Source organism: Vreelandella sp. EE27, assembly GCF_968206495.1.
The window spans coordinates 1,330,000-1,356,644 of the sequence record NZ_OZ309109.1; the positions used below are offsets into that span (position 1 = coordinate 1,330,000).

The following is a 26,645-nucleotide window of genomic DNA, read 5'->3' on the forward strand; positions in this document are numbered from 1 at the left end:
TCGCATGGCCGCGCTAATTTCAAACGACTGTTTGAAAGCCGTGCTTGTGAGCGGGCTTTCAGTCCCGGTTGAGGAGACCTGCAATGCCTAGTTATCAAGCGCCCCTGCGTGATTTGCGTTTCGTGATGGACGAAATGCTCGATTACCCTGCCCACTACGCCGCGATCGGCAAAGGCGACGACGCCTCGCCGGACGTGGTGAGCGCCATTCTCGAAGAGGGCGGGCGTTTCGCGCGCGAGGTGTTGCTGCCGCTCAATCAAAGTGGCGACAGCGAAGGCTGCCAGCGCCTCGATAACGGCGATGTCAAAGCGCCCAAGGGTTTCAAGGAGGCGTATCAGCACTACGTCGAGGGTGGCTGGCCAAGCCTTGCCGCCGAACCCGAGCATGGCGGCCAAGGGCTTCCGCAGTCGATTGCGATGGCGCTGTCGGAAATGATCTGTGCCAGCAACCTGGCCTGGGGCATGTATCCGGGGCTTTCCCACGGCGCCGCCGACGCGCTGCGCCACCACGGCACCGATGAGCAAAAGGCGACCTACCTCACCAAGCTGGTGGAAGGTGTTTGGACCGGCACCATGTGCCTGACCGAATCCCACTGCGGCACCGATCTTGGCCTTATCAAGACCCGCGCCGTGCCCACTGAAGACAACGCCTATACCATTACGGGCACCAAGATCTTTATCTCTGCCGGCGAGCATGACCTGGCCGAAAACATCGTTCACCTGGTGCTGGCAAAGCTTCCGGACGCCCCGGAAGGCTCGAAAGGTATTTCGCTGTTCGTCGTGCCCAAGTTCATGCCCGACGCCGACGGCAACCCCGGCGAGCGCAACGGCGTGGTATGCGGCTCCCTCGAACACAAGATGGGCATCCACGGCAACGCTACTTGCGTCATGAACTTCGACGGTGCCACCGGCTATCTGGTCGGGCCGCCCAACAAGGGCCTGGCGTGCATGTTCACCATGATGAACGCCGCGCGCCTGGGCGTGGGTATCCAGGGGCTCGGGCTGATCGAGGCGAGCTTTCAAAATTCGCTGACCTACGCTCGCGACCGCCTGCAAATGCGCGGGCTTTCCGGCAAGCAAGCGCCGGAGAAACCCGCCGACCCGATTATCGTGCACCCGGACGTGCGCCGTATGCTGTTGACCCAAAAGGCGTTCGCCGAAGGCGGGCGGATGCTGGTGCTTTACGCCGCTCAGTTGCTGGATACCGTCGAGCACGGCAAACCCGGTGAAGAGCGCGAGCGCGCCGATACGCTGCTGGGTCTTTTGACACCGATCGTTAAAGCGTTTTTGACCGAGGTCGGTTTTGAGAGCACCAACGAAGGCGTGCAGATTTATGGTGGCCACGGCTTCATCAAAGAGTGGGGAATGGAGCAGTTGGTGCGCGATGCGCGGATCACGCGCCTCTATGAAGGCACCACCGGTATCCAGGCGCTGGACCTTTTGGGTCGCAAGGTGTTGATGAGCCAGGGCGAGTCGCTGAAGGTGTTTACTAAAGAAATCCACAAATTCTGCAAGACCGAGGCCGATAACCCCGTGCTCGGTGCCTTTATCGAGCCGCTTGCCAAACTCAACGCCGAGTGGGGAGAGCTCACCATGGGCGTAGGCATGAAGGCGATGCAGGACCGTGAAGAGGTGGGCGCCGCCAGCGTGGATTATTTGATGTACTCGGGCTATGTCGCACTCGCCTATCTCTTCGCCCGGGCGGTGAAGAGCGCGACCCCCCACCTCGAGGGAGACGACAAGGCTTTCTATCAGGCCAAGATCAACACCGCACATTTTTACTATCAGCGGCTTTTGCCGCGTACCCGCGCCCACGCTCAGGCTATCCAGTCCGGCGCTTCTAGTCTGATGGCTATTTCGAGTGAGGATTTTGGGCTCGGATTCGAGATCTAATTAAAGCCACTTGATAAGTGTAGTGAGAAGGCAGGGTAGGGCGTTTAAAGCTTGTCGTGCCGGGGCGTTTTATCGCCCCGGCGCTTTTGATTTAAAGGTGTCGTTTGTGGCTTTCAGTTAAAGCTGCGCCTTTCTTCAAAAAGCGCTTGCACTCGAGCCTTCGAGGCCGTAAAGTACGCATCCGCTGCCGGGGACGCAAGGCGTTGCCAGCGGTGAATGAGAGTGAAAACTCTCGGTTTGTCAGGAAGTTAGCGGTTTTTTTGTTCGCTCGCTTCACTCGCCAAAATCGGCGGTTGACAAACTTCAGGAAATGCGTAGAATACGCCTTCCTCGCTACGGCAACCGGCTCAGGTCATCGAGTCAAGTATCAGTCGAAGCGAAACCGCTCTTTAACAATTTGATCAGGTAATTCATGTGGGCGTTTGCCGATGAGGGTGACAAGTCACCTTATATCAAGGCAAGCGCACAAGAAGAATTTTCGAATTCTTCAAATTCGTTTGAACCTTGAGCCAGGATTGATTCGCCTCTGTTGCTTTCGAGCGACAGGCAAGAATCACAATGATTTTAAACTGAAGAGTTTGATCATGGCTCAGATTGAACGCTGGCGGCAGGCTTAACACATGCAAGTCGAGCGGTAACAGGTCCAGCTTGCTGGACGCTGACGAGCGGCGGACGGGTGAGTAATGCATAGGAATCTACCCGGTAGTGGGGGATAACTTGGGGAAACCCAGGCTAATACCGCATACGTCCTACGGGAGAAAGGGGGCTCCGGCTCCCGCTATCGGATGAGCCTATGTCGGATTAGCTGGTTGGTGAGGTAACGGCTCACCAAGGCAACGATCCGTAGCTGGTCTGAGAGGATGATCAGCCACATCGGGACTGAGACACGGCCCGAACTCCTACGGGAGGCAGCAGTGGGGAATATTGGACAATGGGCGCAAGCCTGATCCAGCCATGCCGCGTGTGTGAAGAAGGCTTTCGGGTTGTAAAGCACTTTCAGCGAGGAAGAACGCCTGGCGGTTAATACCCGCCAGGAAAGACATCACTCGCAGAAGAAGCACCGGCTAACTCCGTGCCAGCAGCCGCGGTAATACGGAGGGTGCAAGCGTTAATCGGAATTACTGGGCGTAAAGCGCGCGTAGGTGGCATGACAAGCCGGTTGTGAAAGCCCCGGGCTCAACCTGGGAACGGCATCCGGAACTGTCACGCTAGAGTGCAGGAGAGGAAGGTGGAATTCCCGGTGTAGCGGTGAAATGCGTAGAGATCGGGAGGAATACCAGTGGCGAAGGCGGCCTTCTGGACTGACACTGACACTGAGGTGCGAAAGCGTGGGTAGCAAACAGGATTAGATACCCTGGTAGTCCACGCCGTAAACGATGTCGACCAGCCGTTGGGTGCCTTGTGCACTTTGTGGCGAAGTTAACGCGATAAGTCGACCGCCTGGGGAGTACGGCCGCAAGGTTAAAACTCAAATGAATTGACGGGGGCCCGCACAAGCGGTGGAGCATGTGGTTTAATTCGATGCAACGCGAAGAACCTTACCTACCCTTGACATCCTGCGAACCCGGAAGAGATTCCGGGGTGCCTTCGGGAACGCAGAGACAGGTGCTGCATGGCTGTCGTCAGCTCGTGTTGTGAAATGTTGGGTTAAGTCCCGTAACGAGCGCAACCCTTGTCCCTATTTGCCAGCACGTAATGGTGGGAACTCTAGGGAGACTGCCGGTGACAAACCGGAGGAAGGTGGGGACGACGTCAAGTCATCATGGCCCTTACGGGTAGGGCTACACACGTGCTACAATGGCCGGTACAAAGGGCTGCGAACTCGCGAGAGTAAGCGAATCCCAGAAAGCCGGTCTCAGTCCGGATCGGAGTCTGCAACTCGACTCCGTGAAGTCGGAATCGCTAGTAATCGTGGATCAGAATGCCACGGTGAATACGTTCCCGGGCCTTGTACACACCGCCCGTCACACCATGGGAGTGGACTGCACCAGAAGTGGTTAGCCTAACTTTGGAGGGCGATCACCACGGTGTGGTTCATGACTGGGGTGAAGTCGTAACAAGGTAGCCGTAGGGGAACCTGCGGCTGGATCACCTCCTTAAACGATGCGTCACTCTCCCGGCAAGCGCTCACAATGAATTACCTGATCAAGTAGCTGCTAAATGAGCAGTGATAAGTCAATCGCCTTCGGCGATGCCTTATCACTGCTTATGGCAGTCGCTCTTTAACAATGTATATCATGCTGACAGTATCGAATGACGATACGAAGACAAAAGCCCCCGGGCTTGCGTGTTCGTGGCGTGATCTCGATACGCAATTGTTTTGTGATACGTTTCAAGCGTATCCGGCAATCGTTGTCATTGCGGGATCCAGACTCCTTCGGGTTATAGGGTCAAGCAATGAAGCGCACACGGTGGATGCCTAGGCAGTCAGAGGCGATGAAAGACGTTGTAGCCTGCGATAAGGTTCGGTGAGGTGGCAAACAACCTGTGACCCGGACATCTCTGAATGGGGAAACCCACTGACCACAAGGTCAGTATCGTATCCTGAATACATAGGGATACGAGGCGAACCGGGGGAACTGAAACATCTAAGTACCCCGAGGAAAAGAAATCAACCGAGATTCCCCCAGTAGCGGCGAGCGAACGGGGACCAGCCCTTAAGCATGTGAATGGCTAGACGAACGGATTGGGAAGTCCGGCCGTAGCGGGTGATAGCCCCGTAGTCGAAAGTCTGATCATGTGAAATCGAGTAGGTCGGGGCACGAGAAACCCTGATTGAAGACGGGGGGACCATCCTCCAAGGCTAAATACTCCTGACTGACCGATAGTGAACCAGTACCGTGAGGGAAAGGCGAAAAGAACCCCGGCGAGGGGAGTGAAATAGATCCTGAAACCGTGTGCGTACAAGCAGTAGGAGCCCACTTGTTGGGTGACTGCGTACCTTTTGTATAATGGGTCAGCGACTTATATTCAGTGGCGAGCTTAACCGATAGGGGAGGCGTAGCGAAAGCGAGTCTTAACTGGGCGACCAGTCGCTGGATATAGACCCGAAACCGGGCGATCTATCCATGAGCAGGGTGAAGGTTGAGTAACATCAACTGGAGGCCCGAACCAGGATCTGTTGAAAAAGATTTGGATGACTTGTGGATCGGAGTGAAAGGCTAATCAAGCCCGGAGATAGCTGGTTCTCCTCGAAAGCTATTTAGGTAGCGCCTCACGTATCACCACCGGGGGTAGAGCACTGTTTCGGCTAGGGGGCCATCCCGGCTTACCAACCCGAGGCAAACTCCGAATACCGGTGAGTGCAGCGTGGGAGACACACGGCGGGTGCTAACGTCCGTCGTGAAAAGGGCAACAACCCGGACCGTCAGCTAAGGTCCCCAAATCCTGGTTAAGTGGGAAACGATGTGGGAAGGCTCAGACAGCTAGGAGGTTGGCTTAGAAGCAGCCATCCTTTAAAGAAAGCGTAATAGCTCACTAGTCGAGTCGGCCTGCGCGGAAGATGTAACGGGGCTCAAACCAGGTACCGAAGCTACGGGTTCATCCTCTGGATGAGCGGTAGAGGAGCGTCGTGTAAGCCGATGAAGGTGGATCGAGAGGTCTGCTGGAGGTATCACGAGTGCGAATGCTGACATGAGTAACGATAAGGGGAGTGAAAAACTCCCCCGCCGGAAGACCAAGGTTTTCTGTTCGATGCTAATCAGAGCAGAGTGAGTCGGCCCCTAAGGCGAGGCCGAAAGGCGTAGTCGATGGGAAACGGGCTAATATTCCCGTACCGGATGTCATTGCGATGGGGGGACGGAGAAGGCTAGGTGAGCCAGGCGTTGGTTGTCCTGGTGAAAGCGAGTAGGCCTGGGTCTCAGGTAAATCCGGGACCCTTTAAAGCCGAGACGCGAGACGAACGGACCAAGGTCCGGAAGTCACTGATGCCACGCTTCCAGGAAAAGCCTCTAAGCTTCAGATGACATGCGACCGTACCCCAAACCGACACAGGTGGTCAGGGTGAGAATCCCAAGGCGCTTGAGAGAACTCGGGTGAAGGAACTAGGCAAAATGGTGCCGTAACTTCGGGAGAAGGCACGCCGGATTAGGGTGAGAGGACTTGCTCCTTTAGCCCGAACCGGTCGAAGATACCAGGTGGCTGCAACTGTTTAGTAAAAACACAGCACTCTGCTAACGCGCAAGCGGACGTATAGGGTGTGACGCCTGCCCGGTGCCGGAAGGTTAAGTGATGGTGTTAGCCCTCTGGGCGAAGCTCTTGATCGAAGCCCCGGTAAACGGCGGCCGTAACTATAACGGTCCTAAGGTAGCGAAATTCCTTGTCGGGTAAGTTCCGACCTGCACGAATGGCGTAATGATGGCCACGCTGTCTCCACCCGAGACTCAGTGAAATTGAAATCGCCGTGAAGATGCGGTGTACCCGCGGCTAGACGGAAAGACCCCGTGAACCTTTACTATAGCTTCACACTGGATACTGATGTTGCCTGTGTAGGATAGCTGGGAGGCTTTGAACTCCGGACGCCAGTTCGGAGGGAGCCAACCTTGAAATACCAGCCTGGCATCATTGGTGTTCTCACTCGGGTCCGTTATCCGGATCGAGGACAGTGTGTGGTGGGTAGTTTGACTGGGGCGGTCTCCTCCCAAAGAGTAACGGAGGAGCACGAAGGTACCCTCAGCACGGTCGGACATCGTGCAATGAGTGCAAGAGCATAAGGGTGCTTGACTGCGAGACAGACACGTCGAGCAGGTGCGAAAGCAGGTTCTAGTGATCCGGTGGTTCTGTATGGAAGGGCCATCGCTCAACGGATAAAAGGTACTCCGGGGATAACAGGCTGATACCGCCCAAGAGTTCACATCGACGGCGGTGTTTGGCACCTCGATGTCGGCTCATCACATCCTGGGGCTGAAGTCGGTCCCAAGGGTATGGCTGTTCGCCATTTAAAGTGGTACGCGAGCTGGGTTTAGAACGTCGTGAGACAGTTCGGTCCCTATCTGCCGTGGGCGTTGGATGTTTGAGAAGGGCTGCTCCTAGTACGAGAGGACCGGAGTGGACGCACCTCTGGTGTTCCGGTTGTCACGCCAGTGGCATTGCCGGGTAGCTATGTGCGGACGGGATAACCGCTGAAAGCATCTAAGCGGGAAGCCCCCTTCAAGATGAGACATCCCCGAGGCCTCGAGCCTCCTGAAGGGCCCAGCGAGACCAGCTGGTTGATAGGCACGGTGTGGACGCGCTGCAAGGCGTTGAGCTAACGTGTACTAATGGCCCGTGAGGCTTGACCCTATAACACCCAAGGGGTCTGGTCCTGCAGTGACAACGACGCTCGACAGAGCACCGGATACATTGAGACGATCACAAGACAGTCAGCCGATATACATTGAAAGTTACGCCTGACGACCATGGCTTGCGTGAACCACCCGATCCCTTGCCGAACTCGGAAGTGAAACCGCAACGCGCCGATGGTAGTGTGGGGTCTCCCCATGCGAGAGTAGGTTATCGTCAGGCACCTCTTCGAAAAAGCCCCGAGCACTCTGTGTTCGGGGCTTTTTTATGCGTGCAGGAAAAGGAAAACGGCTCGAATAATGCCCGCCGCCACCCCGGCGGCGCGGTGCGCCGCATCGCGGGCTGAAGCCTGCTCCTACAAAAACGGGGGCACACCAGGGGCATCGGAGTCTTCGCGCTCCCGGCAACGTGCCCGACATCCGTTTCGGCGCCCGTGCCGGCACGGGCGCCGTTTGGGACGATAAATGATATGATGCGCGCACGATGACGCGACCGTTAAATGGAGTAACCGTGAGTGAAATAGCGCCCACAACGTGGCTGGTGTACTGCCGCCCAGGCTTTGAGCCCGACGCGCTGGCGGAGTTGCAGTATCACGCCGCTCAGAGTGGCGTTGCCTGTACGCCAACGCTGGGGGAGGGGTGGGTGAGTCTGACGCGTATTGACGAAGAGCCGGTCAATGCGCTGCATCGTGAGGCCCACTTTGAAAAGCTCATTTTCGCGCGCCAAAGCCTGGCCGCGTTGCCACCGCTGACGCTTTCAAAAGACGACCGGCTTACCCCGATTCTCGAGCAGGTCAAGCTAAGCCGCTGGAGCTTCGAGGAGATCTGGCACGAAACGCCGGATACCAATGACGGCAAGGCGCTGGCCGGGCTGATCAAGGCGTTGACCAAGCCGTTGGAAAGCCTTTTGAAAAAACGCGGCGCGCTGCGGCGTAAGGCCGGTGGTCGGCGACTGCATATTTTCTGGACCGACGGTGGCCGAGCGCAGCTCGGTATCAGCTTTCCAGGCAATCGCAGCGAGCTCAAAAACGGTATTAGAAGGTTGCGCTCTCCGTCGCGGGCGCCGAGCCGCTCGACGCTCAAGCTCGAAGAGGCCTGGCACGAGTTCATACCCCGGGAGGAGTGGGATGAGCGCCTGGCCGAGCACATGCAGGCCGCCGACCTGGGCGCGGCTCCGGGCGGCTGGACCTGGCAGCTAGTGCAGCGGGGCATGTACGTATACGCGATCGATAACGGCCCGATGGACAAGGCGTTGATGCAAAGCGGCCAGGTCGACCACTTGAAAGAGGATGGCTTTATCTGGGCGCCGGAGAGGCGGCTGGACTGGCTGGTGTGCGATATCGTCGACAAGCCGGTTCGCGTGCTGACCATGGTCGAGCGCTGGCTGACGCAGAAGTGGTGCCGTGAGGCAATTTTCAACCTCAAGCTGCCCATGAAAAAGCGCTGGGATGAAGTGGTACGCTGTCTGAGCAGGCTGGAGGAGTCGCTTGCAAAAGCCGGCGTACGCGCGCAGATTCGCTGTCGCCATCTTTATCACGACCGGGAGGAAGTCACGGTACACGTAAGGCTTTTATCCTGACGCCTTTGAACCGGGCCGAAATCAGGAAACCAACTCGAAAATCTGCACGGTTTCATCCTCGGTAAGAAGGGGTAAAATACGCGCCATGGCGTCTGCCCGCGCTTCGCTTTGATGCCACTCGTTCCAGGCACGTAGATCCCGCCATTTGGTGATCATCAAGCGGCGGTCCGGTTGGCCGATTTTAACGAGGGTTTCGCCACCGACGAAGCCGCGTACGCCGAGCGAGACGCGCATCGCTTGGCGGGCGGCCTGCTCGTACTCCTCCTCCAGGCCGGGCATGATGCGTCGTTCGATGATAACTTTAACCATGTGCCTACTTCCTTGCCGAGACCAGAAATGACCGATACCACGCCAGCGTTTGACGCTACCCTGGATACTACAGGCCTCTACTGCCCCGAGCCCATTATGCTTATGCATAACAAGGTAAGGGATATGGAATCGGGACAAACCCTTGAGGTGATTGCCACGGATCCCGCGACCACCCGAGATGTGCCCAAGTTCTGCCAGTTTTTGGGCCACGAGCTGCTAACTTCCCAAGAGCACGAAGGCGAGTATCGCTACTTTATACGCCTGGCGTGAGCGGCCAGGCGCCAGGCATGTGAACGCCCTTTAATAGGGCTCGTCGCCGGGGACGACCATCATCGCCAAGGCCTCGAGCGTGGCCGGGTCCTCTTCGAGAATACGGTTGGCGATATGGCGCTGAAAGAAGTAAACGGTTTGATGTCGGGTGTGGGCGTCGTAAAGGCACTTGTCGCCTAGAATGATCGGCGTCATTTGCGCCTGCTCTTCATCGGCAAGCAGCGCCTCTACGCCTCCATTGCTATATAGACGCCAGCCGTACACGGGTTTCATGTGCCAGGGGGCGTCGGGGTGGTTCATGCACAGGGCATGAGTGCCCAGGGTGTCGGGGATTTGCTGGATCAGCGCCACTTCTTTGGAGGCTTCGTACTCGAAGTACTCTGCCGCCGCGGTAAGCTCGGTATGTTTGTGCTCCGGCGGCGTGTCGAAAATCTCTTCGGTTTCCGGATCGCGATAGCCGATAAAGTGGCCGTTTTCCTGGCTATTGAGCTCGTTACAAGCGCTTAGCGTGTCCATCCACGGGACAAGGCCCACGACGTTGCCGTCATCGCGCAGCCCCCAGGCCAGAATAGGCAGGCCGTAAAAGGTGTCGGGACTCGCAGCGAGCTGGTAAACCATTTCGAGACCGTCAAGCTCCGGGGCGAGACGGATCACGCACTTGCGCGCCTGATGACGTTGGCGCGCGGTTTCCAGGTCGATGACCTGGGCAGAGTGGGTTGAATGGGGTGTACCCATAGTATCCCTCCTGGTGCTGCGTGGTCACGACGTTGATAGGCACTGCCTACCGCGTAACTAAACCAATAGCACAGGTTGGGCGTTAATTTAAGAGGGCTCAGCCGATTTTTAGTCAACGGCTGACTCAGAGGAGCAGACGGGGTAAACGCTGCGCAGGGCCAGGTGCTCCAGCCGGGCGATTTGAAACCGCGGCCAGGGGGCATCGGGGCTTTCGAGCGAGAGCCAGCGTTGCTGATACGCGGCGACGGCTTGGGGCGGCGTTACATCGTGCGCGTCGATGAGATTGTTGATTGCGCCAAGCCAGTGCTGGCTGACCTTTGAAGCTCGATCCAGCCAGGCCTGATCCCAGGGGGGCAGGCATTGGCTACTCCCGAAGTTTTCGGCCAGCAAGCGGTTGGCCTCGGTCAGGCGCTGGCTACCCAGCTGCAGCGTGCGAAGCACCTCGGCGGTCAGCGGTCGCTCTTGCAGCGTTTTTAGATGGTTCTCGAGGGTGGCGGAGTCGGCTTGCCACTCGAGGCTATAAGTGTTCTCCACCATCGTCGTGAGATAGCCAAGCGCCTCGAACGCTTGGGTCATATCCGGCAGCGCGCGAAGCTCTAATGGCTGGCTCGCGCGGGAGAAGCTTTTCTCCCACTCGTCGGAATCGAACAGCGCATTCCAGCCGACGGCGGGGAGTTGGGCCGTCTTGAGCTCGCTCAGCGTTGCCAGACGGGCCTGGTCGGCCTCGCTGAGCGAATCGGTGACCCCGTTACCGGCGCAGCGCTCGAGGCGCTGCCAAAGTTCACGCTCGTAAAGCCAGTGCTGACTGGGCGGCGCGACACGGCCCAATTGATTGTTGCGCGCCGCGACAAGGGAGGTGATATCGCACTCGCGCAGCGCATAGACGTTGAGCATGCTTTCGCGCACATCAATAATATCGATCAACCGCTCGCGCTGGGCCACGAACGCGCCAATGTTATCCGGGTCCCGGCGCTCGATGGGTTCAACGTCGAGGGCGCGCGCAAGCGTGCGGTGGTAATCCACCCAGGCCGGGTCATCGGCGCTGCCACAGCCGGCCAGCAAGCTCGTCAAGAGCCCCGTTGCCAGGGCCACTAGAGTGCGCTTCATACTCCCCCTTAACGACTGATCCATTTCAAGCGCCAGCCTAGCAGCAGGGCGGCGGTGCTGAGTCCGGCGATCAGGCCGATCCAGTAGCCGTGAACGCCGAGCGGTTCGGTGAGCGCAAAAAGCCCATGGGTGCCCAGCCAATGGCCCCCACCTAGCCCCACGATCCAGTAAGAGAGCACGGTGATCACCATCACGATACGGGTATCCTTGTAGCCGCGCAGCGCCCCCGCCAGGTTCACCTGCAGCGAATCCGATAGCTGAAATATGACCGCCAGCGACACGATGGTCAGCGTCAGTGCCTGAATCTCGGGGTTGGACGTGTAAAGCGCGATGACCGGTTTAGCGGTGACCCATAAAAATGCGCTGTTCATGGCGGCGATGATCACGCTGATCGCAATGCCGTTCCAGGCGACGTGGCGGGCATGGTCCGGGCGCGCCTGGCCCAGCGTATTGCCCACGCGCACGGTGAGCGCCATGCTCAGCGATAGCGGTAGCATGAACAGCAGCGACGTATAGCTCAGCGCGATCTGGTGCGCGCCGACGGTAACCTCGCCCAGGCTTGCGATAAACAGGGCAATCAGCGTGAAAAGCGTCACTTCGACGAAAATGGCCACGCCGATCGGCATGCCGACCACGATTAGCTCGCGAATCCCCGGCCAACCGGGGGGGTAGATACGCTGCCAAAGCGAAACGTTTTGGTAACTACGACTGCGCGTCGTGTAGTAGGCCATGGAAAGTGCCATACACCACATGGAAAGGGCCGTGGCGATACCGCAACCAAGCGCCCCCAGCGCTGGAAGCCCGCTAATGGGCGCGGGAAGCCAAGGCCCGAACATGCTCACCAGGCCCTCGCCACCATAGATCAGCACGTAGTTGCTGGGCACGTTGATCGAAAGCCCCACCAGGCTAATCCAGAGCGCCGGGCGCGTATGGTTCATGCCGTCCGAGAAGGCCCTAAGCGCCTGAAAGAGGGCGATGCCCGGCATCCCGAAGGCCACCGCCCCCAAATAGCGGCTGGACTCGAGGGCGACATCCGTGGGCACGTCCATACGCTCGAAAATGGGCAGGGTGATGGTGCGCAGCAAAAACGCCGCCACTAGCCCCAGCGCCAGCGCGACCCAGAGCGCCTGATGCACGGCCTTGGGAATGTCGGCGTCGCGCTGGCCGCCCAGCAGGTGCGCAACGATCGGCGTCAGCCCCATTAGCGTGCCGGTCATGAAGAGCATCAGCGGGGTCCAGAGGCTCGAGCCGACCGAAACGGCGGCAAGCGAGGTGGCGCTGAAGCGCCCGGTCATCATGGTATCGACGACGCCAATAGCGGCCTGGGCAAGCTGCGCGCCTACGATGGGCAGAGCCAGCACGATCAGCACGCGTGTTTCAGGCCAATAGGTGGATTTGATACGATACAAGGCGGCGCCCACGATAAGGCTCCTCTAGGGTGAGGGGGTCATGAAAGGGCGCTAGCGTAGCAAATTCCGCTGAAATTTGCGCCTGAAGAAGGCGTTTAAAACACCGGCTGCGGCGGCGCCAGTATTACGTTTACCTGCCTCTTTTAACCATGAAAGCGAAGCGATAGTGACAAAGACTCTTGAGCGTTGGACGCTTGCGGATATGACGGCGCTGTTCGATGGCGTGTTCGCATCCACCTACCACACCCGGCTGATCAAGGGCGGTGACGAGCCACTGTATCTACCGGCAAGCGCTACCACACCGTACCACCAGATCATTTTTGCCCATGGCTTTTTCGCCAGCGCCCTGCACGAAATCAGTCACTGGTGTATCGCCGGCGAGAAACGCCGCCAGCTAGAGGACTATGGCTATTGGTATCTACCCGACGGGCGCGACACCGACCAGCAAGCGGCCTTCGAAAAGGCCGAAATCGCTCCCCAGGCGCTGGAGTATCTGCTTACCCGTGCCTGCGGACGAACGTTCAACGTAAGCGTCGATAACCTGGGTGGTGAGGCGGAAGTCGACCGTCAAGCGTTCGAAGCAAAGGTGTTGGCCCGCGCCGCGCGCTATGAAGAGGAGTGTCTGCCAAAGCGCGCCAACGCTTTCCGCCATGCCCTTACGCGCTTTTACCAACACGGCGCGTCGATCCCCGGCGCCATCGAAGCGGGTATCGAGGCGCTCGATTAGTCTTCGTCGCGCTCGTTAAGGCGCTGGTGCATAGCGAGCATCACCTCGACTTCATGCTCGGCGCGCATGGGTTCGAGGCCCCGGTCACTAAAGGTGTCGGTGCGCAGGCGATGCCACTCGCCGTTGGTCAGCCGGTCGTAGAGCACATGCGCCGGGGCGAGCTCGACAAAGGGGTCGAGCCCGTAGGTATCGAAAAGCCGGGCAAGCGCGGCCTCGTCTTCGCCGTTGTCGCTTGTATAGAGCGTGGACGAGAAGTGGTCGGTCTCGAGCTCGCGGATAACGTCCAAGGGGCTTACGCCCAGGCTTTCGAGTTCTTCGATGCTGTAAGCGCCGGAGACGTTGGAATCTTCGTCGATCCAGCTGTCGTCGGGCTGAATCAGCGTCTGCTTGATGCGCCCATCTTTTAGCGACCAGGCAATGGCTAGCGGCAGGCCATCTTCTTCGCCGGTTTCGATGGCGATAAATCCAGGTAAATCGGCCACTTTTACGTCTCCTTCGGGGCGCTGTCGAGGTTGAAAAAGCGCTGGGCGGTACGGGTGGTTTCGAGAGCGAGGGTGTCTTCGTCGACGCTATGCCAGTGGGCGATCTCTTTGGCGATCCAGGGCAGCAGCGCCGGCTCGTGGCGGCGGCCTTTAAGCTTGGCCGGCAGGTTACGCGGCAAAAGGTACGGGCAGTCGGTCTCGATCATCAGCCGGTTGAGCGGAATGTCTTTCACCAGCGCTCGAAGGTGATGGCCGCGGCGCTCGTCGCAGATCCAGCCGGTCAGGCCGATGTGCAGGTCGAGATCCAGATAGCCGTAAAGCGTTGCCGCCTCACCGGTAAAGCAGTGGATCACCGCTTGGCTGATATCGTCGCGCCAGGCCTTGAGGATCTCGCGCATGCGCGGGCCGGCGTCTCGCTCATGAAGAAACAGCGGCAGGCCGCTTTCCGCGGCAAGCCCTAGTTGGGCCTCGAACGCTTTCTCCTGGGCCTGGGGCGTGGAGAAATTGCGGTTGAAATCCAGCCCACACTCACCGACCGCGACGACGGCGCGCTCTTTGTGCAGCGCCGCCATTTGCCGAGCAATGTCCTGATTCCAGCGGCTGGCATCGTGAGGATGGACACCGGCGGTGGCGTACAGGCCGGGAAAGCGCTCGGCCAAGGCAATCGCCTGCTCGGCGTGGGCCACATCGGTGCCGGTGACGATCAGGGTGGTCACGTTGGCGGCCCGGGCGCGGCTAATCACCGCCTCCAGGTCGCGCTCGAAGCTTTCGTGGGTGAGGTTGGCTCCGATATCCACCAGCGCCTCGCGAGGGCGAAACTCGAGCGCCTCGGGTAATAACGACTCCGCATGGGTGGCTGTCAAACCAGACTCCTCTTTGCTCATGGGGTGATCTAATCAAAAGGCGGGCAATGGCGCATTGTAACGTTTTAACGGCGAAGGCGGCTAATACCAAAGGGGAGGGCGAGATGTATTGCGTCAACATCGGCGGCCATCGACACTAGTGTCGACAATCCGACGTTTGACAATACCCTATAATGGAACGCGCCGATGACCACGATCACGCCTAAAATCCTTCCGTCGACTCCCTCGGCCAGCACTCCTTCGCTACTGATCAAGTCGCTTCTTGAAGCCGGGGTACGCATGGCCGGGGACAACCAGATCGTCTACCGCGATCAGGGGCGTCACGACTACCGCCGCTTTAGTGAGCGCGTTCATCAACTGGCTCACATGCTCAAGGCCCAGGGCGTCGAGGCGGGCGACGTGGTGGCGGTGCTGGACTGGGACAGTCACCGCTACCTGGAGTGCTTTTTCGCCATTCCCATGATCGGCGCGGTGCTGCATACCGTGAATATCCGCCTGGCGCCGGAGCAGATTCGCTACACCATGGAACACGCCGAGGATGTCTTCGTCATTGTTCACGAAGATTTCGTACCCCTGCTGGAGCCGCTGGCCGACAAGCTCGAGAAGGTGCGCGGCTACGTGCTCTGCCAGGAGACACCGCGAGAGATGAAGACCACGTTGAACCTCGCCGGCGAGTTCGAAGCACTGATCGCCGACAAGCCGGGTCACTACGATTTTCCGGATTTCGATGAAAACGCCGTGGCCACGCTCTTTTACACCACCGGGACGACGGGCAACCCCAAGGGCGTCTTTTTTACCCACCGCCAGCTGGTACTGCACACCCTGAACGAGGCAAGCCTGTTTCAGGCATCGGGTGTCGAGCTTCTCAGCCGGGACAAGGTGTACATGCCGATCACCCCGATGTTTCACGTTCACGCCTGGGGCGTGCCCTATACCGCGACCCTGTTGGGCGCCACCCAGGTCTACCCGGGGCGCTACGAGCCCGAGATGCTGGTCCGGTTATTGGTGGAAGAGAAGGTCGATTTCTCCCACTGCGTGCCGACGCTTCTCAATATGGTCGTCAGCACCGAGGAGGTCGCCTCACAAAAGGTGGATCTAAGCGGCTGGAAAGTACTGGTCGGCGGCAGCGCCTTGACCCAGCGCTTGGCAGCGCGGGCCTGGGATTTGGGTATCGATACGCGAAGCGCCTACGGCATGTCGGAAACCTGCCCGCTGTTGACCGTCGACGTATTGCCGCGTCACGTCGAACGAGCCTCATTCGAAACCCAGCTGCCCTGGCGCTGCAAGGCGGGCCTGCCCACGCCCTTTGTCAGCATTCAGGTCGTCGATACCGATGGCAACCCGCTTGCCCAGGATGGCAAAAGCGTGGGCGAAGTGCGGGTCAAGGCGCCCTGGTTGACGCAAGGCTACTACAAGGAAGAAGAGCGCAGCGAAGCACTCTGGCGGGATGGCTGGCTCTACACCGGCGACGTTGGCTCGCTGGACGAAGCCGGATTTCTGTCGATTAGCGACCGTATCAAGGATGTCATCAAGACCGGCGGCGAGTGGCTTTCATCGCTGGATCTTGAAAACCATATCAGCCAGAGCCCGGAGGTCGCGGAAGTGGCGGTCATCGGGGTGAACGATGACAAGTGGGGCGAGCGCCCCGCGACCTGGATCGTACCGCGGGATGTCGATAATCCGCCCACGCCCGCCTCGCTCAAGGCCTTTTTAACGCCGCTGGTCGAGCAGGGCAAGCTCAATCGCTGGGCTATCCCGGAAGAGGTGCATGTCGTCGACGAAATTCCCAAGACCAGCGTCGGCAAACTGGACAAAAAGCGTATTCGCAGCGCGCTCTAAAGGGCGCTCTTAACATGCGGTGATTCGATTTCCCCGTTCGCCAGGGCCATGCGTTACACTGTGCGCCACACGACGATGGAGGATACTGCGTGACCCTGTTACGACTTGAACAGCTGCAACTGGCCTATGGCACACAAACCCTGCTGGACCGCGCCGAGCTTACGGTAGAGAAGGGCGAGCGGCTGGCACTGGTGGGTCGCAACGGCACCGGTAAGTCGACGCTTTTAAAGCTGGTGGCCGGCGATATCCAAGCGGATGACGGTACGGTTTGGCGCGCCCCGGGCTTGAAAGTGGGCGTGCTCGCCCAAGAGCTGCCGGAATCTTCCGGTATGACGATTTTCGATGTGGTGGCCATGGGCTTGCCCGAGGCGGGCGAGCTGCTCTCGGAGTATCACCAGCTGATCAACGCCCCGGACCCGGACATGAACCGGATGGCCAAACTGCAAACGCGCATCGAGGAAATCGACGGCTGGTCGTTTCACCAACGTATCGATGTAGTGCTCACCCGCCTGGGGCTGCCGCCGGAAGCCGAGATGAATGCGCTCTCCGGCGGTTGGCGCCGGCGGGTAGCGCTGGCCCGGGCGCTGGTCTCCGAGCCGGATCTACTGCTTCTGGACGAGCCCACCAACCACCTGGACCTGGACACCATCGCCTGGCTCGAGGAGCAGCTTCTCGCCTTCAACGGCGCCGTGTTACTGATTACCCACGACCGGGCGTTCTTGTCCAAACTGGCGACCAACATTCTGGAGCTCGACCGGGGCAAGCTTGGCCGCTACCCGGGCAAGTACGAAGAGTACCAGGCGCGCAAACAGCACGAGCTCGAAGTGGAGGCGCGCGAGCACGCCGAGTTCGATAAAAAGCTCGCCCAGGAAGAGACCTGGATTCGCCAGGGCATCAAGGCGCGACGTACCCGTAACGAAGGCCGTGTGCGCGCGTTGGAAGCCATGCGCAACGAGCGCAGCCAGCGTCGCGAGCGCCAGGGCAGCGCGAACCTTTCTGTGGACAGCGGCGAGCGTACCGGTAAGCGCGTGGTCGAGCTCAAGGGCGTGACCCAGCGCTTTGGCGCCGACACCATTCTCGATGACCTGAACCTCGAGATCATGCGCGGCGATCGCATCGGCTTTTTGGGCCGCAACGGCGCGGGCAAGACGACGCTGTTGAAAATCCTGCTGGGCGAGCTCGAGCCGACCGAGGGCAGCGTTCAACTGGGCACCAACCTCAAAGTCGCTTACTTCGATCAGCTGCGCGCCGGGCTCGAGCTCGAAAAAACCGTTTACGACAACGTGGCCCAGGGCAGCGACCGGGTCAGCGTTGGCGGGCGCGACCGCCACGTGATGAGCTACCTTCAGGATTTCCTGTTCACCCCGGACCGGGTGCGCCAGCCAGTGAAGGCGCTCTCTGGCGGTGAGTCCAACCGGCTGCTGCTGGCCAAGCTCTTCACCCAGCCGGCCAACGTGCTGGTGCTCGATGAGCCGACCAACGACCTGGATATGGAAACCCTGGAGCTTTTGGAAGAGCTGCTGCTCGATTTCGACGGCACGCTCCTGCTGGTTTCCCACGACCGAACCTTCATGGATCACGTGGTGACCAGCATGTTCGCCTTCGAGGGCGAAGGCGTGGTACGGGAATACGTGGGCGGTTATACCGACTGGATCCGCCAGGGCGGCAAGCTCCCCCCGGCGCCCTGGGAAGGCGCGGCGCGTCAGCATACCGAGCCGACCAGCAAAGAGACGCCAAAAGACAGCGAAAAGCCAAAAAGCGAGCCTCCCAAAAAGCAGGCCAAGCTCTCTTACAAGCTACAGCGCGAGCTGGATAGCCTACCCGGCGAGATCGAAAAGCTGGAAAGCGAGGTGGCGGCGCTGGAGCAAACCGTGGGAGATCCTGGGTTTTATCAAAAACCCGCTACCGAGGTGACCGCGAAGCTCCAGGAAATGGAGGGCGTTCAGGCGCGCCTGGAAAGTGCCATGGAACGCTGGATGGAACTCGAGGCGATGGCCAACGGCTAAGCGGTTCAGGCGAAGGCAGGGCGCCCGAAAGGGCGCCCGATTGCTTACTCGTCGGTCTGTTCGCCTTTGTGGCCTACGCGCACTGCGAGCACGTCGCAGGGCGCACCGTGCAGCACCCCGGTCGAGGTGGAACCGAGCAGCAGGGCAAAACCGTGGCGCCCATGGGAGCCCACGACGATCAAATCGACCCCGTGGTCGCCCGCGAAGCGGTGAATTTCCGTATCCGGCATACCCACGACCACGTGCTGGTCTTCCGGCTGGACGTGGGGCATCGCGATCTCGGCGAGGCGCTTTTTGGCGTGATCGTCCAGTTGATCCTGAATGCTGGTCAGATCCATGGGAATATCGCCGCCGTAGGCGAACCCCAACGGCTCCAGGGTGTGCATGATCGAGATTTTGGCGTGCTCGTTACGCTGAGATACGGCAATCGCGCGCTCGAGCACCTTGTGGGAATCCTTGGTCAAATCGACCGCGACCAGAATATGGTGATAGCTCATGGCCCATCTCCTTCGCAATAAGCAACAAAGGGCACCTTTGTTGGGTAATGTTTACTTTAAGCGCTGCGCCAAGGCTTAACAACGATCTGAATCAAGGTTTTTTAACGCACACAGCGACGCCGGGTTAAAGCGTTTGCAGGAGAATGGCCGAATGGCATGGTTAATCGTGGTGGCGGTTTTGATGTTTATTGTCTCGCCGGTCATGTGGCTAAAGCCCAGCCCGCGTCAAAAACGCCAGGTCAAGCTAAGGGCCTATGCCCGCCAGCAGAAAGTGGGCGTTAAAATGGCCTCCCCACCGCTGCACGGATTCAAAGGGACCATGCCCGCTTATCGCTGGGCTTACGCGCAAAACGCGCCGGGCCCGGATTTCGTGCTGCTGCGGGAAAGTCATGCAAGCGAAGCACTGGACGCGTTTCACGCCGGCTGGCGCTGGCGCATCGCACCTCTTAGGCCGCTACCCGAAGAGGCCGAGGCCGCGCTAAAAGCGTTGCTGGAGCGTCTGCCCAAGGACGCTTTGGTGATCGAGTCCAACGCGCAGACGCTCACGCTCTGGTGGTGGGAGTCTCAGGATGCCGCGCGTTTTGAAAGCTATCTGACGGCGTTCAGGGCGATCACTCACTCGCTTGGCGGCCAGGCCGACCATTTGGCTTTATCGAGCCACGGCCGCTAGGTCGTTAGCTCTGTCTTTAAGCTCTCTGTCTTTAAGCCCCGCCTCTACACCCCGGGGCCTTCCTGGTCCCGGGCCTGAATGGCCAGTGCGTTGGCCTCGATGATCGCCAGCCCCTCATTGAGCTTTTCGACTTCCTCGTCGCTCAACCCTTCGAAAATCTCTTCCCGCGCCTGTTTGGCAACGTTATCGATTTTTTCGAGTAGCGGCATCGCCTCTGGCGTCAGGTAGATGCGCTTGCTGCGGCGATCGTTATCGCAGGCGCGGCGCTCGATCAGCCCTTGGGATTCCAACTGTCCCAGGGTACGCACCAGCGATGGCGCCTCGACCCCGATGACCTTGGCCAGATCGCACTGGGGGTGGCCTTCGCCCAGGCGCCACAAGTGATAAAGGGTGACCCAGCGGGTCTGGGTCAGGCCAAGCGGCGCCAGTCTTCGATCCAGAATAGAGCGCCATAGGTGCGGTAAACGCGCAATTCGAAAACCAATTGATGAAGCCATAAGTCGCTGCCCATAAGTGTGTTAAGTAAATTGTCATAACCTGGAACGCTGAATGCAAGCACCTGGCGCAATACTACTTCGCCTCGTCCTCCGGGCCTTCGCTACGCCCGGGGATAAAACGCCCTAAATTCAACCGGCTTAGCCCGCTTGCACGTATTCGACCGTCGGCCAGACTCGCCTGGTCGGGCTCTTCGGCCACCACGAAACGGATCAATCCCAATCGCTGGCCGCCCGCGGTCATGATATCGATTCGCCAGTCGCCGGTGGGTTCGGCAGGGAAGTTGAGCTTGTGGCTCCAGGCCCGGTACCCTTGCTCGCGCCCGCCGCTGATATCGAGCTCGACGCTATCCATTCGTTGGCCGTTGTGATGCCAGACGTGGTGGATGGTTTCGCTCAACCCCCGAGGGGCGCGAATGGCGGTGTAAACGTAGAGCCCGTTACCGGCAAGGGCGTCGGGCGTTAGCGCCATCTCCCCTAAAGGGCTTCGCTGCTGGATATCGAAATCGGGCGAGAGCGCGCTGCTGGTCATCCAAAGCGTGGCCGGCGGCACCCACACCCGGCCCAGCCAGCCGGCAAAGGCCAGCGTCAGCAGCAGCGATAAAAACAGGCACCAGCGCAGAAGCGAGCGCTTTTTCACCAGATGCCAGAAGCTTGGCAGCGCGATCAGCACGGTCAACCCCAGGGCGAGCACCAGACTCTGCCCGGTGGTCAGGTGTAGCATGATCGGCAGTATCACCAGCACGACCAGAAAAACGCACTGGGCGTGGAATAGAAAGTAGAGACTTCGCGAGTGGCCGGCTAACTTGTAGTAGAGCGGGTCGACGATCGAGAGAACCGCCATCGCCACGACCAGCAGCGCAAACAGCAGTTGGCCGCTGTTCCACACCGTGGTAATCAAAATGAAGGGCAGGGTGAAAAAAAGCGTTTCCTGGTGAATCATCTGGGCAACGAAGGTGGTCACCATGCGCGGCAGTCCTTCCTGGCCGCGCTTTCTCAGTACGCGGGAAAGCACGCTTTCCGAGAGCATCAGTGCCCAGGCGAACAAAAGTCCAAGCGCCAGTGCCGCACCTAGCCACTGCTGGCGGTCCACCAGAAAGAAACTGCCAAGGCCCGCGGCAAAAGCAATCGGCGGCCAGAGAAACGTCCAGGGCTTGACGAGCACAACGATACGTTCAGCGCGCCTTTGTAAGGCGGCCACGCGGGAGGGGGTTAAAAAAGCGCCCATGGAGGTCAACTCAAATGGTAAACGTCTATAATCTCCGGGTTTGCAACGAAAGTCGATAGTGCTTCGCTGACCCTTGCGCTGCAAGGCCCGGACTCTTGAACATCGCTTTATATGCGCAGTCACAGCGTCATACCCGCCTTTGGAAGGCTTGACGTTACATGGCAAGTCAACCAAGCTTAAGCGATCAAACGACCGTATGAAATACGCGGCAGGCCGCCTGCGGGGTAGCCTGCCCGAATCTGTAGAGCCCGTACCTGTGGAGATAGCGCGGATGATCTATCAAGGCAACGCCATCACGGTGGAGCGTCGTGACACCCAAGGTGGCAATAGCATCGCAGTGCTCACTTTCGATTTGAAAGATGAGTCCATCAACAAGCTTTCGAGCGCCGTCATTGCACAACTGGGTGAGGCGGTCAGCGCGATCGAGTCCGAAACCGGCTTGAAAGGGTTGATGATCAAAAGCGCCAAGGACGTCTTCATCGTCGGGGCGGATATCACCGAGTTCCATTCGCTGTTCGACAAGGGCGAAGAGTATCTGGTCGAGATGAACCAGAAGGTTCACACGATTTTTAACGCCATCGAAGACCTGCCGTTTCCCACCGTGGCCGCGATCAACGGCTTGGCGCTGGGCGGCGGGTGCGAAGTGCTCCTGACCTGCGATTTTCGCGTCATGAGTGAGAAGGGCAAGATGGGGCTTCCCGAAACCAAACTGGGCATTTTGCCGGGTTGGGGTGGCTGTGTGCGCCTACCGCGCATCATCGGCGCGGATAACGCCATCGAGTGGATCGCCGGCGGCACCGAAAACCGCCCCGAGGCCGCCCTCAAAATGGGCGCCGTCGACGCCGTGGTCGCTCATGATCAGCTCGACGCCGCCGCTCTCGATATGCTCGATCGCGCCAGCACCGGCGAGCTCGATTACCAAAGCCGCCGCGACGAGAAAAAAGGCCCGCTTAAGCTCAACGCCATCGAGCAGATGATGGCGTTCGAGACTGCCAAGGGGTATGTGGCCGGCAAGGCGGGCCCGCACTATCCCGCGCCGATCGAGGCCATCAAGGTGATCCAGAAAGGCGCCGGTGAAGAGCGCGACCGTGCCCAGGCCATTGAAGCCAAGGCGTTTGGCAAGCTCGCCATGAGTCCGGTGGCGTTCAACCTGGTGGGGCTGTTCCTGAACGACCAGGTCGTCAAGAAAAAGGCCGGTCAGTACGAGAAGAAGGCCCAGCCGGTCAAGCAGACCGCGGTACTGGGGGCAGGCATTATGGGCGGCGGCATCGCCTACCAGAGCGCCTCCAAGGGCACGCCGATCATCATGAAAGACATCAAGCCGGAAGCGATCGAGCTTGGTTTGAAAGAGGCGCGCAAGCTTTTCGGCAAGCAGGTCGAGCGTAAAAAGTTCACCACTGAAGAGATGGCCGAGAAGCTCACCAACATTCGCCCCACGCTCTCCTATGGGGATTTCGAGAACGTCGATCTCGTCGTCGAGGCGGTGGTCGAGAACCCGAAGGTGAAAGAAGGCGTGCTCACCGAGGTCGAAAAGAACGTCGGTGAGAACACCATTTTGACCTCGAACACCTCGACGATCTCCATCAACCGCCTGGCGCAGAACCTGCAACGCCCGCAAAACTTCTGCGGCATGCACTTTTTCAACCCGGTGCATCGCATGCCCCTGGTCGAAGTCATTCGCGGTGAGAAAACCTCGGATGAAGCCGTCGCCGCTACCGTGGCCTATGCCCGCGCCATGGGCAAAACGCCGATCGTGGTCAACGATTGCCCCGGCTTTTTGGTCAACCGCGTGCTCTTTCCCTACTTCGGCGGTTTCAGCTTTTTGGTCGAGCAGGGCGCGGACTTCCAGCACGTCGACAAGGTCATGGAGAAGTTCGGCTGGCCGATGGGGCCTGCGTACCTGCTGGACGTGGTCGGCATGGACACCGCGGTGCACGCCAACGACGTCATGGCGGAAGGCTTCCCGGACCGTATGGCCCGCGAAAGCAAGACCGCGATTCAGGTGATGTATGAAAACGACCGCTTGGGCCAGAAAAACGACAAGGGCTTCTACGCCTACGAGGAAGACAAAAAGGGCAAGCCCAAGAAGGTCAGCGACGATCAGGCCTACGCCCTGATCAAGGAAGTAGCCGGCGAGCAAAAAGAGTTCTCCGATGACGATATCATCGCGCGCATGATGACGCCGCTTTGCCTTGAAACCGTGCGCTGCCTGGAAGACGGCATCGTCGACTCGCCCGCCGAGGCGGACATGGCGCTGATCTACGGCATCGGCTTCCCTCCCTTCCGCGGTGGGGCACTGCGCTACATCGACGCCATGGGCGTGGACAAATTCGTCGCCCAGGCCGAAGAGCTCGCAGCCGAGCTCGGCCCGCTTTACGCGCCGACCGAAAAGCTCAAGCAGATGGCGCAAAACGGCGAGTTTTTCTATCAGGGCAAGGCCTAAGTCACCGCGTACAGGAGCATTGTAATGAGTTTGAATCCGAGAGATATCGTGGTGGTCGACGGTGTTCGTACTGCCATGGCCAAGGCCAAGAACGGCGCTTTTCGTAACGTCCGCGCCGAGAACCTTTCTGCGGCGGTGATGCAGGCGCTGTTCGAGCGACACCCCAACATGGATCCTTCTGAGGTCGACGACGTGATCTGGGGCTGCGTCAACCAGACCCTCGAGCAGTCGATGAACATTGCGCGTAACGCGGCGATCATGACCGGAATCCCGCGTACCGTGCCGGCGCAAACTGTCAATCGCCTTTGCGGCTCGTCGATGACCGCGCTGCATATCGCCGCGGCCAACATCAAGGCCAACATGGGCGACATGTACATCATCGGTGGCGTGGAGCACATGGAGCACGTACCCATGGCCCACGGCGTCGACGTCAACCCGGCGGCCAGCAAGTACGCCGCCAAAGCCGCCATGATGATGGGCCTGACCGCCGAGCTTTTGGGCAAGATGCACGGCGTCACCCGCGAAGAGCAGGACGCCTTCGGCGTGCGCTCGCACCAACGCGCCAAGGCCGCCAACGAGAACGGCTATTTCGATAACGAGATCATCGGCGTCGAAGGCCACGACAGCGAAGGGCGCCTGGTTAACTTCAAACACGACGAAGTCGTGCGTGGCGACGCGAGCATGGAGTCGATGGCCGGGCTCAAACCGGTGTTCGATCCGCGCAACGGCACCGTCACCGCCGGTACCTCCTCGGCGCTGTCGGTGGGGGCTTCCGCCATGGCGGTAATGAGCTACGAGCGCGCTCAGGCGCTGGGCCTCGAGCCGATCGCCCGGGTGCTTTCCACCGGTGTGGCGGGCTGCGATGCGTCCATCATGGGCTACGGCCCGGTACCGGCGTCCAAAAAGGCGCTGAAAGCGGCAGGGCTTTCCGCAAGCGACATCGAAACCGTGGAGCTCAATGAAGCATTTGCCGCCCAGGGCATTCCAGTGTTGAAGGATCTGGGCTTTTTGGACGACCTGGACAAGAAGGTCAACCTGAACGGCGGCGCGATCGCCCTGGGCCACCCGCTGGGCTGCTCCGGCTCGCGCATCTGCACCACGCTTTTGAACGTGATGCGCCAGCAAGACACGACGCTGGGCCTGGCCACCATGTGTATCGGCATGGGCCAGGGCGTGGCAACGGTGTTCGAGCGACTTAAGTAGCACTGCGCTTATCAAAACGGCACCTTCGGGTGCCGTTTTGCGTTGTACGCTAGAAAAGTCCGTTGTCGAGACTCGCCGCCATATAAAGACCAAGCTCCCGGGTTTGCTCGATAAACGCCTCTTGCCATTCGCCCTTCAGGATCAGCGGGTCCTGAACAAAACGCCATCCCAGCCCCTTGCAGATACTTTCGACCGCTCGGCGGGTGCCGGTGCCGTCCAGCCCGGCACGCACGTAGAGTGCGCAGGGCAGGCCGCGTTTGTCATCGCTTATGCCATAGTAGCTGCGGTCGAAAAAATCCTTTAACGCGCCGCTCATGTAGCCCAGGTTTTCCGGGGTGCCCAGAAGGATGGCGTCGCAGGCGTTGACGTCGTCGGCGCCGGCCTCGAAGGGCGATTTCACTACGCACTCCACCGCGTCGATGGCGCTATCGCGGGCGCCTTTAGCCGCCGCATCGCGAAGGGCCTGGGTATTGGGGGAGGGCGTGTGGGCGACGATCAGTAAACGCTTCATCGGCATGGACCTTTCATATTGCGTGTGCCGGGGGACGTGCCACACTGAGGGGCAGTCACTCAAGAGAGCCTATATGTCCTCTGCCCGCAAGATCAACGTCTATTACGACGGCCAATGCCCCCTTTGCCGCCGGGAGCGGCGCCGGTTCGAGCGCCTCGCCGGGAAGCGCGGGCGTGATGTCGTCTGGTGTGACGTCGCCGAATACGAGCAGACGCTCGCAAAGCACGGCATCGCCCGGGAGACCGCGCTTCGCTCGCTGCATATCGAACTCGAGGATGGGCGCATCATCGAAGGCATCGACGCTTACCGGCTGCTCATGAAACGTATTCCCTGGCTCTCGCCCGGGGCGTATATTATCGGCCTGCCCGGCATCAAGCAGGGCCTGCGCCGCTACTACGACCATTGGGTCGAGAAGCGGTTGAAGCGTCAGGGGCGCTGGTCTTAGCCGCCGGCGTACGGCAAGTGAAGGCGGCCGATTTCGAGCGGTCGCCCAACGGATAACGGCATAGGGAATCGTGATGAACAAGGGAAACTGTTGGGCTTTACCGGGCGTAGTGGCACTAACGTTACTCATCGCTGGCTGCGCGGGGCGAACCCCGCCGCCCGCCGCGCCACCACAAAGCGAGCCCCAACCCACGCCGGTAACACCGGCCTACGTTGCCACGCCCCGCTATGGCACGACGGATGTCTACTGGACGCCCCCACTGATCACAAGCCCCGAAGAGAAAGCCGCCTATTACGTTAGCCGCCTTGCCGATCAGCGGTTTGTCGCACCCGGCGCCAGCGGTGTACGCTACGTCGCCGCCGAGCAGCTTGGCGAGATCGGCCTGCCCGCCGTACCGCTGCTGTTTGCTCGGCTGGATACAAACGATGCGTTCGAGCTGATGCTGGCGCTTTACGCTCTCGAGTTGGCCACCCAGGACCCGCTGATAACGAGCCGGACCCAGGGCGATTATATCGAGCTTACCGGCGCGTTGAATCCGCAAACCAACGCCGAGAACGTAGTCAAGGCCCGCCAGTGGCATCAGCGCCATCCCGGCGCGCTCGAACCCTATTAACCCGGTAGCCGGCGAAGACGTTTGCCGCCGGGCTGTCATTCTCA

At 59.6% G+C, this 26,645-nt stretch carries 21 protein-coding genes and 3 rRNA genes; 14 read left to right on the forward strand and 10 right to left on the reverse strand.

What is annotated here, in order from left to right:
• The first annotated feature begins 83 nt into the window (after positions 1-83).
• The 5 genes from ACWHVV_RS06410 to rlmM all read left to right on the forward strand — a co-directional run bounded on the left by ACWHVV_RS06410 (position 84) and on the right by rlmM (position 8,750).
• Positions 84-1,892, forward strand: a complete 1,809-nt coding sequence (locus ACWHVV_RS06410; protein WP_447528327.1) for an acyl-CoA dehydrogenase C-terminal domain-containing protein — start codon at positions 84-86, stop codon at positions 1,890-1,892.
• 566 nt (positions 1,893-2,458) lie between these two features.
• A 16S ribosomal RNA gene (locus ACWHVV_RS06415) occupies positions 2,459-3,991 on the forward strand.
• A 289-nt stretch (positions 3,992-4,280) separates the two neighbouring features.
• Positions 4,281-7,172, forward strand: a 23S ribosomal RNA gene (locus ACWHVV_RS06420).
• 106 nt (positions 7,173-7,278) lie between these two features.
• Positions 7,279-7,394, forward strand: a 5S ribosomal RNA gene (rrf, locus tag ACWHVV_RS06425).
• The 16S, 23S and 5S rRNA genes sit together here, the layout of an rRNA operon.
• A 288-nt stretch (positions 7,395-7,682) precedes the next feature.
• Complete coding sequence (gene rlmM / locus ACWHVV_RS06430; protein WP_447928592.1) at positions 7,683-8,750, forward strand: 23S rRNA (cytidine(2498)-2'-O)-methyltransferase RlmM; 1,068 nt, start codon at positions 7,683-7,685, stop codon at positions 8,748-8,750.
• A gap of 21 nt (positions 8,751-8,771) precedes the next feature.
• On the opposite strand, the gene ACWHVV_RS06435 is transcribed toward rlmM, so the two are convergent.
• Positions 8,772-9,059 carry an antibiotic biosynthesis monooxygenase family protein gene (locus ACWHVV_RS06435; protein ID WP_447928593.1) on the reverse strand — a complete coding sequence of 96 codons (288 nt, stop codon included), beginning with the start codon at positions 9,057-9,059 and terminating at the stop codon, positions 8,772-8,774.
• Positions 9,060-9,086: 27 nt separating this feature from the next.
• Here ACWHVV_RS06435 and tusA point away from each other — a divergent pair, with 27 nt between their 5' ends.
• A complete protein-coding gene (gene tusA, locus ACWHVV_RS06440; protein ID WP_447928594.1) occupies positions 9,087-9,329 on the forward strand; it encodes a sulfurtransferase TusA in 243 nt (80 codons plus the stop codon).
• Between the two features lie 30 nt (positions 9,330-9,359).
• On the opposite strand, the gene ACWHVV_RS06445 is transcribed toward tusA, so the two are convergent.
• The 3 genes from ACWHVV_RS06445 to ACWHVV_RS06455 form a co-directional block, all read right to left on the reverse strand.
• Positions 9,360-10,064 (reverse strand): hypothetical protein, encoded by a 705-nt coding sequence (locus ACWHVV_RS06445; protein WP_447928595.1) that lies wholly within the window; start codon positions 10,062-10,064, stop codon positions 9,360-9,362.
• A 108-nt stretch (positions 10,065-10,172) separates the two neighbouring features.
• A complete protein-coding gene (locus ACWHVV_RS06450; protein ID WP_447928596.1) occupies positions 10,173-11,171 on the reverse strand; it encodes a DUF3080 family protein in 999 nt (332 codons plus the stop codon).
• 8 nt (positions 11,172-11,179) lie between these two features.
• Positions 11,180-12,592: an MATE family efflux transporter gene (locus tag ACWHVV_RS06455; protein ID WP_447928597.1), complete on the reverse strand. Its 1,413-nt coding sequence runs from the start codon at positions 12,590-12,592 to the stop codon at positions 11,180-11,182.
• Between the two features lie 154 nt (positions 12,593-12,746).
• Between ACWHVV_RS06455 and ACWHVV_RS06460 the strand changes: the two genes are divergently transcribed.
• The gene (locus ACWHVV_RS06460) at positions 12,747-13,307 is read left to right on the forward strand and encodes an elongation factor P hydroxylase (RefSeq protein WP_447928598.1); all 561 of its coding nucleotides are present in this window, start codon (positions 12,747-12,749) and stop codon (positions 13,305-13,307) included.
• Here the strand turns inward: ACWHVV_RS06460 and ACWHVV_RS06465 are convergent.
• On the reverse strand, positions 13,304-13,789 hold the full coding sequence (locus ACWHVV_RS06465) for a hypothetical protein (RefSeq protein ID WP_447928599.1): 486 nt from the start codon (positions 13,787-13,789) through the stop codon (positions 13,304-13,306). The genes ACWHVV_RS06460 and ACWHVV_RS06465 overlap by 4 nt on opposite strands.
• Positions 13,790-13,791: 2 nt before the next feature.
• Entirely contained in the window at positions 13,792-14,652 is an 861-nt protein-coding gene (locus tag ACWHVV_RS06470) for a TatD family hydrolase (RefSeq protein WP_447928600.1), read from the reverse strand.
• Positions 14,653-14,838: 186 nt separating this feature from the next.
• Between ACWHVV_RS06470 and ACWHVV_RS06475 the strand changes: the two genes are divergently transcribed.
• Positions 14,839-16,491 carry a fatty acid--CoA ligase gene (locus ACWHVV_RS06475; RefSeq protein WP_447928601.1) on the forward strand — a complete coding sequence of 551 codons (1,653 nt, stop codon included), beginning with the start codon at positions 14,839-14,841 and terminating at the stop codon, positions 16,489-16,491.
• A gap of 89 nt (positions 16,492-16,580) precedes the next feature.
• Entirely contained in the window at positions 16,581-18,497 is a 1,917-nt protein-coding gene (locus ACWHVV_RS06480; RefSeq protein WP_447928602.1) for an ATP-binding cassette domain-containing protein, read from the forward strand.
• 44 nt (positions 18,498-18,541) lie between these two features.
• Here the strand turns inward: ACWHVV_RS06480 and ACWHVV_RS06485 are convergent, their stop codons facing one another.
• Complete coding sequence (locus ACWHVV_RS06485) at positions 18,542-18,994, reverse strand: universal stress protein (RefSeq protein WP_447928603.1); 453 nt, start codon at positions 18,992-18,994, stop codon at positions 18,542-18,544.
• A gap of 151 nt (positions 18,995-19,145) precedes the next feature.
• Between ACWHVV_RS06485 and ACWHVV_RS06490 the strand changes: the two genes are divergently transcribed.
• Entirely contained in the window at positions 19,146-19,664 is a 519-nt protein-coding gene (locus ACWHVV_RS06490; RefSeq protein ID WP_447928604.1) for a preprotein translocase subunit YajC, read from the forward strand.
• Positions 19,665-19,708: 44 nt separating this feature from the next.
• On the opposite strand, the gene slyA is transcribed toward ACWHVV_RS06490, so the two are convergent.
• Complete coding sequence (gene slyA / locus ACWHVV_RS06495) at positions 19,709-20,161, reverse strand: transcriptional regulator SlyA (protein ID WP_447528341.1); 453 nt, start codon at positions 20,159-20,161, stop codon at positions 19,709-19,711.
• 73 nt (positions 20,162-20,234) lie between these two features.
• The gene (locus tag ACWHVV_RS06500) at positions 20,235-21,386 is read right to left on the reverse strand and encodes a DUF5924 family protein (RefSeq protein ID WP_447928605.1); all 1,152 of its coding nucleotides are present in this window, start codon (positions 21,384-21,386) and stop codon (positions 20,235-20,237) included.
• 271 nt (positions 21,387-21,657) lie between these two features.
• On the opposite strand from ACWHVV_RS06500, the gene fadB reads away from it, so the two are divergent.
• Both fadB and fadA read left to right on the forward strand, forming a co-directional pair.
• Entirely contained in the window at positions 21,658-23,829 is a 2,172-nt protein-coding gene (gene fadB / locus ACWHVV_RS06505) for a fatty acid oxidation complex subunit alpha FadB (RefSeq protein WP_447928606.1), read from the forward strand.
• 24 nt (positions 23,830-23,853) lie between these two features.
• The gene (gene fadA, locus ACWHVV_RS06510; protein WP_447928607.1) at positions 23,854-25,032 is read left to right on the forward strand and encodes an acetyl-CoA C-acyltransferase FadA; all 1,179 of its coding nucleotides are present in this window, start codon (positions 23,854-23,856) and stop codon (positions 25,030-25,032) included.
• Positions 25,033-25,081: 49 nt separating this feature from the next.
• Here fadA and ACWHVV_RS06515 read toward each other — a convergent pair whose 3' ends face one another.
• A complete protein-coding gene (locus ACWHVV_RS06515) occupies positions 25,082-25,543 on the reverse strand; it encodes a flavodoxin family protein (RefSeq protein WP_447928608.1) in 462 nt (153 codons plus the stop codon).
• Positions 25,544-25,616: 73 nt separating this feature from the next.
• Between ACWHVV_RS06515 and ACWHVV_RS06520 the strand changes: the two genes are divergently transcribed.
• Both ACWHVV_RS06520 and ACWHVV_RS06525 read left to right on the forward strand, forming a co-directional pair.
• Positions 25,617-25,988 (forward strand): thiol-disulfide oxidoreductase DCC family protein, encoded by a 372-nt coding sequence (locus tag ACWHVV_RS06520; RefSeq protein WP_447895634.1) that lies wholly within the window; start codon positions 25,617-25,619, stop codon positions 25,986-25,988.
• A gap of 73 nt (positions 25,989-26,061) precedes the next feature.
• The gene (locus ACWHVV_RS06525) at positions 26,062-26,601 is read left to right on the forward strand and encodes a hypothetical protein (protein ID WP_447928609.1); all 540 of its coding nucleotides are present in this window, start codon (positions 26,062-26,064) and stop codon (positions 26,599-26,601) included.
• The last annotated feature ends 44 nt before the right edge of the window (positions 26,602-26,645 follow it).